Here is a 6,929-nt window from a genome sequence, read left to right on the forward strand (position 1 = left end):
GCGGCAACACCACCCCCGTCCACGACACCGACCACGGCCGCTACGACCGCGACCAGGTCTACGACCATGCGGTCGGGCCGTTCCAGTTCCTCCCCGCCACCTGGGCCTCCGACGGCGTGAACGGACGCGGCAACAACGCCGCCGCTGACCCCAACAACGCCTACGACGCCGCCCTCACCGCCGCCGTCGAACTGTGCAGGAACAGCAGGGACTTGACGCAGCCTCAGCAGCTGCACGACGCGATCTACACCTACAACCACAGCGACGCCTACGTGACCCTGGTCGAATCCTGGATCACCCGATTCGACCAGCAAGCCACCGCCACACAATCAGCCGGGTCGGGCGGATACACCGGGAAGGCCGCGGTCGTCATCAACGCCGCCCTCGCCGAACAAAGCGTCCCCTACTCCTGGGGCGGCGGCGGAGCCGCCGGCCCCTCCCGCGGGGTGTGCTGCTCCAAAGGCGGACAAGACGGACGCACCGTCATCGGCTTCGACTGCTCAGGACTGACCCAATACGCCTACGCCCACGCCGGCATCCTCCTCCCCCGCCTGGCCGCCGACCAGGCACGCGTCGGCCGCCGCATCCCCGCCACCGCCGGCCCAGGCGCCCTGCGCCCCGGCGACCTCATCTTCTACGCGTACGTCCCGGGCAACGACCGATCCATCTACCACGTCGCCCTCTACCTCGGCGACAACCAGCAAATCGCCGCCCCACGCCCCGGCAAGGGCGTCGAAATCGAACCCGTAGCCACCAGCGACTACGCCGGAGGAACAGCGATCCTGTGAACCACCCCGCGCTTTCTCCACGTTCGCAGGTCTGTTTGCGCCTTCTCGCGAAACCTCGCCTTGATTGCGCGGGCGAAAAATGTGAGACAGCACCACGCCGACCAGCCGAGGTACAGCGGCTACTTCCCGGCGAGGTCCAGGGCGGCACCTGCGACGGCCGGACCGATGTCCGCCGGCAGCTGGCTGACCACGAGCGCGGCACCAGAAGGGACACCACGCTGAACGCAGCCTGCTGCAGGCCGGCGCGTGCCGCCTGCTGCTCCGGGTCGGACGGATCAAGTGCCGCGATCAGACCGGAGGTGTCCCCGACAAGGATCACTCCTCACTTGCAGCGGCGTCGGACACCGTCCGGTCGCAGCCGGCAACCCCTGCACCAGCCCTTCTCCCGCAGTCCCCGGGGCGGCGCAGCCGCTCCCGGGCCGAATCGAATCGACGTCTCCCATGCACCGCACCACGCTTTGCGGGGCCACGGCCGTCCTTCTGACCCTCGCCGGCCTGTGGCTGCTGCTCCACCCCGACGCCCAGCCCGCATCCCCCACCCCCGCCGGCGCCGTCCACACGAACGCAGCAGGCGCCGGGTCCGGTTGGACCGCCACCCGCACCAGCCCTGCGCCGGGTCTGCTCGCGTCGCCGAGCCCGCCGCCCACACCCGCCTCACCGGTCGCTGCGGTGGGCAGCCGGGCCGCGGCCCACCCCTCGGTGGCGCCCTCCGGGGTGCTGGCACCCGCAGACGGCCCCGCCGCAGACGCCACCGTGCAGCAACTGCTGGAGCAGTCCAGCCCACGCAACCTCCCCGTCGCCCTGGAACAGCAACTGGCCACGCTCGCAGCACGAGTGTGGCTCGCCGACCTCACCGGCGAAGGACGCAACCGCTGGCCCACCTACTTCACCCAGACCGGCAGCTCCGGCTACACCCACACTCGCATCCAGGCCGCCATCGCCCGCGCCACCGGCCCCCGCCACGCGACCGCAACCGTGCTGTGGGCCGGAACCACCCCCGCCGGCGACACCGAAGTCGGCCTTACCGGCACCGTCCACCTCGCCGAGACCACCGACCACCAATGGGAACCCGTCCCCTGAACAGCAGAAGATCACCGGCCGGCCGTCGACAAGCCCCCACCCGGGCACGCGAGTAACCCGTGCCCGGCGCCCTACTCGACCGGCACCGCCTCCAGCAGCACCGCCAGGGACTCGGCCACATCGGCGCGGCACCCGCCAAGATCCACCATCGCAGTGGCGTTGACCGGGTATCCGCCGATCAGAGACGGGAGCTTGATGCCGTGCGCCTCGAGGGCACACCGCAGCCGCTCCGCCACCCGGCTCCCCTCCCGCAGGTTCGGAAGCATGGATCCGAAGTGGGACTCGTAGCCGGCAGCGTCACCCACGTCGTCGCCCTCCCATTGACACGCGCGCCCAGAACCAGGTCGCCCAGGCATTCCCAGCAACCCAACTGCACCATACTGCTCCATAGAGCGGCATACAACTCTAGGACGCTACCTCGTCCTGCAGGGTACTTGATGCAGCCCTAGCTTCGAGCCATGGCTGAAGGCTCGCCCGTAGACCCCACCGCACCTGAGTACGTCTACCGCCAGGTCGCCGACCACATCGCGGCCCAGATCGCCTCAGGAAAACTTCAACCGGGAGCACGCATGCCCGGGGAGCGCGACCTTGCCGAGCAGTACGGCGTGGCCGTGGGCACGGCCCGTCGGGCCATCCAAGAACTACGGGAACGGCACCTGGTGGTCACCCTGCCCGCCAAGGGAACCTTCGTCACCAACCCGCCCGCCAGCTGATTGGGTGCCGGCACCTCCCGTCCCCGACGCTTCGGCTCCGGCTGGTCCACGACAGCCGTCGAGGCCCCGGCAATTGAAACCGCGCAGAGCACGGCGCCGGCCCGAGAACATCTCGCTTGGGCAGTGGCCCTGCTTGTGGTGTGCAACTCGTCCCGGGGGATGGAGCGTTCGACGACGGGCGGGCCGGTGACGGTGCGTCGGGTGACGCTGTCGCGGACTCCCCCGCCGGCGGCGGGGCGATGACCGTGCCGAAGCGGGCCGGGAGGACCGCAGCGCCACCAGTTGTCGGCCGCTGATGAAGACCGGCCCGCTGAACGGCGCTTGGATCTCAGGCGCGTCGCAGCGGGTTACTTGCTGTAGTGGTAGCGGCAGGCCAGTACGAAGACCGTGTCCGACTTCTCGTCCAGGGCGTAGACCAGGCGGTGTTCCTGGTCGATGCGGCGCGACCAGGCGCCCTGCAACTCGTGCCGAAGCGGCTCGGGCTTGCCGATGCCCTCGTTGCCGTTGCGGACGACGTCGGCGAGGAGTTGGTTGATCCGCTTGAGCAGGCGGCGGTCGTTGGCCTGCCACCACACGTAGTCCTCCCAGCCTTCCGGCGTGAAGGAGATGTTCACGACGCCTCCGGCGCGGCGTCGGTGCCGTCCTGGGCCAGCTGGTCGAGTTCGTCCAGCGTCCGGGTGGCTGCCACGGTGCGGGTGCCCAGATGCCCCATGGCGGAGCGAAGCCGCTCGGACATGGCGGCCGAGCGCATCAGATAGTCAGTCTCGCGCAGCGATGCGTACTCAGCCAGCGGCACGACGACCAGGGGCTGGTGGCCGGCGCGATGGATCACCAGTTCCTCGGCGTCGTCCTCGACAGAGTCGAGGGCGGCGGCCAGGTTGGCTCGCAGTTCCGTAGCGCTCATCACCTTCATGCTGTACAGAATAACGTACAGGCGGTCGCCCGTGTCGAGGGCCAGACCGTCAGCCGGCGTCCGAGGCTCCAGAGCGTTTCCCACTGCGGCACTCAGCCCCGCGCCACCGGTGGGTCATCTGATCAACACTGCACATGGAAAACCGTCGCCCGTCCCAGTGGGCCAGTGACCCACGGATGGTCGCCCGCGCACGATGCTGCACCGAGCTCGTGGTCATCAGCCGCACAGACCCACTGGTTCGGAACGAACAAGGCAAAGCCGCCGCGTGACGCGTCGCACCGGCGGCCAAAGCTACGAGGCGCTGATGTGCCCGGCCAAGAGTGCTGGTACCGCAGCTGCGCCACCAGCACCCCGAGACCGCGTCCTTCCGGGCGGTGCGGCGGACATCAGTCGTGCAGGTAGGCGTCCTGGTTAGCGATGTTGCCGTTGAGAGCGCCAGAGGAGTAGGGGTCGAGGTACTGCACGGCGCCCCCCTGGGTGTAGACGCCCCACTCAACTCCGGTGTTGTTGACGAAGCCCGCGGCGTTGTTGGCCACGGTCACGTTGTAGCCCCTCCCGTTGCCGTAGTCGCGGAAGGTGTAATCGGACAGCGAGTATCCACCTGAGGTCCAGTGCTCGAAGGACCCCCACCCGTAGGCGGGCGAGTTGTAGTAGAGGCAGACGGTGTTGCTCGGGCAGGCCTCGACACCGCCGGGTCCGGCGGCGTAGGCGGAGCTGGTCATCCCGAAGAGCCACGCGGCTCCGGCCGTGCCTGCTATCACGGCGCGCGCGAGGTTACGCTTCATCAGATCCCCCCGTTCGTAAGGGCGTTGCTGCCTCCGGGGATCTTCCTATACGCCTGGCGGATCCGTACAGCGATTGCACAGCTTGGTACGGACTTTCGGCCCGCCGGCGGGTCGGGGCAGCCGGGTGTCGGCTGCCTGTCCACAGCGCCTCTGTGCGTACCGCTTCGCGAAGGGTGAGCCAGGGTCTTTCCAGGCGGAGCGGTGTCGTCAGTCGCCTCGCCGACCAGCAACGCCGATCCCTCCCCCGTCACGCTACGATCCGCCGGTGATCAAGGGAGGGAAAGTATGGGGATGAGGGTCCGGCGGGTCGCTGTCGCTGCTGCCGGGGCGATGCTGACCGCCGCGCTTCCGGTGGGCTGGTCGCAGACCGCGTCGGCGGCAACGCCGCCGGTCAACGTGTGCACCGGCGGATACGGCGACGGCATCGAGCAGAGCGTTCCGACTGCCCGGAAACCGGGCGTGAAACTGCGTCAGTGGATCCCGGTGCGCAATCACCAGACGGTGGTACTCCCGCAGGTCTATGTGTCGTTCCAGGTCCTCGGCAACGTCGAGCGGCGAGCGCCGCTGCCGGTGGTGTGGTGGCGCGTGAAGAACGGCACGTGGCATCGGGCTACGCTGCACTGGGTGTGGAACAGCCCGAATCTCCCGCGCGAGTCCCAATGGCTCAGCAGCAACCTGGAGGTCGGCGACCTGGCGCCCAAGGCGACGAAGTGGGTGGAGGTCGACATGTCCTTCCCCCGGCACTCGATCAAGGGCACCTACTACCAGTACTTCTGGGTGCACTCCCACGCCTGCGGCAGCGCCGCACTGAGCTGGTACCTAGGCGCAGTCGAGTACTGGCCGTGGAAGGGCATCCCGGGCAAGCCGGCCTGAGACCGCCTGCTTGGACGGTGCGTTGCCCCACCACTGCGCTGCCTGCGGTGATACCGGAAGCACGTCTCCCCCCGGGTAGCTCGCAGCCCAGTCTCCTGGCCGCGCGGGCTGGGCCCCGTAGGACCGTCGGTGCGGCCAGGCGTCCTCCCCAGCACGCCCGGCCGCACCCCACCCACAAGCCCGCACCCGCCCCCTCGCGCGAGCGTCCAGGGCTGGCGTCGTGCCGGCAGCTGGCCGCCCTTCAGGGCTACTCCACGCCCTGACAGAACCCCGGCCGGTCCGGTGCCGCTTCTGGCAGCAGCCAAGGCGGCACCGCAGCCGCCCACCCGTGTGCCACCCCACAACCGTGAAGCTAAAGCTGACCTTGACAGTTCTGGCACTGCCCAACCACCCCAGCCCCTGAGGACGCACTCGAGCCGCGGCGGCGGGCCCGCACGGGATGTCGCGTCACCCATCGGCAAGCAGTCGCACACCTGCCACATCAAGGATGCACCCGTCACGGGTCAGGCCGAGGGAAACGCCAGTCAGGCCGCCTCGTCCAGACGGATCGTCAGTCGACACCCCAACGCCCGGGCAATCCGCTCCAACGTTCCCAACTCCGGGACGGTACGGCCGGTTTCGGTCCGGGACACGACCGTCTGCGTGGTGCCGGCCTCCAATGCCAACTGGCGCTGCGACCACCCACGCTCGCGGCGCAGCCGCGCAACCTGCTCCCCCAAGGTCACCGGTCCGCCTCCCGCGGATAGACCTCGAAGGCACCCGAGTCGATGGCCCAGTCGCCGATCATGAAGACGTCACCGAACTTGTAGTGGACGCGATTGGCATAGCCGTGCGGGCCGGGCTCCCACTGGTGCAGGCAGGTCCCGTCGCGGGGATCGATGATCAGGTAGTGCTCGATGCCCATCCGGGGATAGTCCCGGGACTTGGCGACGTAGTCGTTGTCCGGGTTGGACACGGACACGACCTCGACGGCGAGCAGGATCTCCCGCGGGTCGACCGATTCTCCCGGGAACGCTGTCTCGGGGACCACGACCACGTCGGGGCGCCTCAGCGTGCCCAGTTCGGCGTCCTCCGCGTCGCCCACCGGCTCGGCCACCAGCGGGCCCGGGATCTGGCGGCGCAGCTGGCGCGCGACCCGGATGGCATTGAGGTCATGCCACCCGACCGCACGCGCCGTCATCAGGACCTGGCCGTCAGCGATCTCCACCCGCGACGAGAAACCCGCCGGCGCCTCGAAGCGATCAACCAGCTCACGCAAGCGGCGAAAGACATCAGCCCGGACGCCCATAGCCTCACCCGTCAACGACTACCGCCAGTAGAGGAGACGTACCATGACGAACACGCAGCAGGGCCAACCGCGCTCGGACTAGGCGACGCCGACGGCCGCGTTCCGTGCGGTGATCAACCGCTCCCCTCCGGTCGCAACGCACGGAAACCTGCCACGGGCCAGGCGCACCTGCCCTGAGGGGACGCGCCCCGCCTGCCCACTCGCAGCAGATGCGGTTGCCGTCGCCCAGGGAAAGACGGCGGCCCCACCGACACAAGCACCTGCTCCCAGATCTCTCCAGGTACCTCCCACGAGTGAAGCCGCATCCCCCGCCAGCCATCCTGCATGGCCAACTGCCGTCCTTTGTAAGGCATGTGGCACCCAGTCACTCGCGAGAGGCAATTGACAAAGGCATGCCCGAGCGACTACTGAATGTCTACGATCGACCACGATCGATCCGGATCGCACAGGGGGGACCGTATCGTGAACCTGCGGCAGAAGACCTTCGCC

Annotated in this window: 10 protein-coding genes; 4 read left to right on the forward strand and 6 right to left on the reverse strand. The window is 68.9% G+C overall.

Annotation, left to right across the window (positions count from 1 at the left end; genetic code table 11):
- Both ACFP3V_RS31885 and ACFP3V_RS31890 read left to right on the forward strand, forming a co-directional pair.
- Nucleotides 1-788, forward strand: a 788-nt coding sequence (locus ACFP3V_RS31885) for an NlpC/P60 family protein (protein ID WP_380591352.1), incomplete at its 5' end; no start/stop codon positions are given.
- Between the two features lie 441 nt (nt 789-1,229).
- The gene (locus ACFP3V_RS31890; RefSeq protein WP_380591355.1) at nt 1,230-1,868 is read left to right on the forward strand and encodes a hypothetical protein; all 639 of its coding nucleotides are present in this window, start codon (nt 1,230-1,232) and stop codon (nt 1,866-1,868) included.
- A gap of 71 nt (nt 1,869-1,939) precedes the next feature.
- On the opposite strand, the gene ACFP3V_RS31895 is transcribed toward ACFP3V_RS31890, so the two are convergent.
- Nucleotides 1,940-2,173, reverse strand: a complete 234-nt coding sequence (locus ACFP3V_RS31895; RefSeq protein WP_380591357.1) for a hypothetical protein — start codon at nt 2,171-2,173, stop codon at nt 1,940-1,942.
- A gap of 153 nt (nt 2,174-2,326) precedes the next feature.
- Here ACFP3V_RS31895 and ACFP3V_RS31900 point away from each other — a divergent pair, with 153 nt between their 5' ends.
- The gene (locus ACFP3V_RS31900; protein ID WP_380591360.1) at nt 2,327-2,581 is read left to right on the forward strand and encodes a winged helix-turn-helix domain-containing protein; all 255 of its coding nucleotides are present in this window, start codon (nt 2,327-2,329) and stop codon (nt 2,579-2,581) included.
- Nucleotides 2,582-2,928: 347 nt separating this feature from the next.
- Here ACFP3V_RS31900 and ACFP3V_RS31905 read toward each other — a convergent pair whose 3' ends face one another.
- The 3 genes from ACFP3V_RS31905 to ACFP3V_RS31915 all read right to left on the reverse strand — a co-directional run bounded on the left by ACFP3V_RS31905 (nt 2,929) and on the right by ACFP3V_RS31915 (nt 4,279).
- Nucleotides 2,929-3,195 (reverse strand): Txe/YoeB family addiction module toxin, encoded by a 267-nt coding sequence (locus ACFP3V_RS31905; protein ID WP_380591363.1) that lies wholly within the window; start codon nt 3,193-3,195, stop codon nt 2,929-2,931.
- Nucleotides 3,192-3,494: a type II toxin-antitoxin system Phd/YefM family antitoxin gene (locus tag ACFP3V_RS31910; protein ID WP_380591366.1), complete on the reverse strand. Its 303-nt coding sequence runs from the start codon at nt 3,492-3,494 to the stop codon at nt 3,192-3,194. The genes ACFP3V_RS31905 and ACFP3V_RS31910 overlap by 4 nt, the downstream gene beginning before the upstream one ends.
- Nucleotides 3,495-3,880: 386 nt before the next feature.
- Complete coding sequence (locus ACFP3V_RS31915; RefSeq protein WP_380591369.1) at nt 3,881-4,279, reverse strand: hypothetical protein; 399 nt, start codon at nt 4,277-4,279, stop codon at nt 3,881-3,883.
- A 285-nt stretch (nt 4,280-4,564) separates the two neighbouring features.
- Here ACFP3V_RS31915 and ACFP3V_RS31920 point away from each other — a divergent pair, with 285 nt between their 5' ends.
- A complete protein-coding gene (locus ACFP3V_RS31920; RefSeq protein WP_380591372.1) occupies nt 4,565-5,152 on the forward strand; it encodes a hypothetical protein in 588 nt (195 codons plus the stop codon).
- 524 nt (nt 5,153-5,676) lie between these two features.
- Here the strand turns inward: ACFP3V_RS31920 and ACFP3V_RS31925 are convergent.
- Both ACFP3V_RS31925 and ACFP3V_RS31930 read right to left on the reverse strand, forming a co-directional pair.
- Nucleotides 5,677-5,877 (reverse strand): helix-turn-helix domain-containing protein, encoded by a 201-nt coding sequence (locus ACFP3V_RS31925; protein ID WP_380591375.1) that lies wholly within the window; start codon nt 5,875-5,877, stop codon nt 5,677-5,679.
- The gene (locus tag ACFP3V_RS31930; protein WP_380591378.1) at nt 5,874-6,359 is read right to left on the reverse strand and encodes a Uma2 family endonuclease; all 486 of its coding nucleotides are present in this window, start codon (nt 6,357-6,359) and stop codon (nt 5,874-5,876) included. The genes ACFP3V_RS31925 and ACFP3V_RS31930 overlap by 4 nt, the downstream gene beginning before the upstream one ends.
- Between the last annotated feature and the right edge of the window lie 570 nt (nt 6,360-6,929).

The sequence above is a fragment of the Streptacidiphilus monticola genome (genome assembly GCF_042658505.1).
Classification (GTDB): domain Bacteria; phylum Actinomycetota; class Actinomycetes; order Streptomycetales; family Streptomycetaceae; genus Streptacidiphilus; species Streptacidiphilus monticola.

Bases quoted from the DNA above. Each gene is read 5' to 3' on its own strand.
- ACFP3V_RS31890 (WP_380591355.1), top strand. From the start codon at position 1,230: ATGCACCGCACCACGCTTTGCGGGGCCACGGCCGTCCTTCTGACCCTC.
- ACFP3V_RS31900 (WP_380591360.1), top strand. From the start codon at position 2,327: ATGGCTGAAGGCTCGCCCGTAGACCCCACCGCACCTGAGTACGTCTAC.
- ACFP3V_RS31910 (WP_380591366.1), bottom strand. From the start codon at position 3,494: ATGAAGGTGATGAGCGCTACGGAACTGCGAGCCAACCTGGCCGCCGCC.
- ACFP3V_RS31915 (WP_380591369.1), bottom strand. From the start codon at position 4,279: ATGAAGCGTAACCTCGCGCGCGCCGTGATAGCAGGCACGGCCGGAGCC.
- ACFP3V_RS31920 (WP_380591372.1), top strand. From the start codon at position 4,565: ATGGGGATGAGGGTCCGGCGGGTCGCTGTCGCTGCTGCCGGGGCGATG.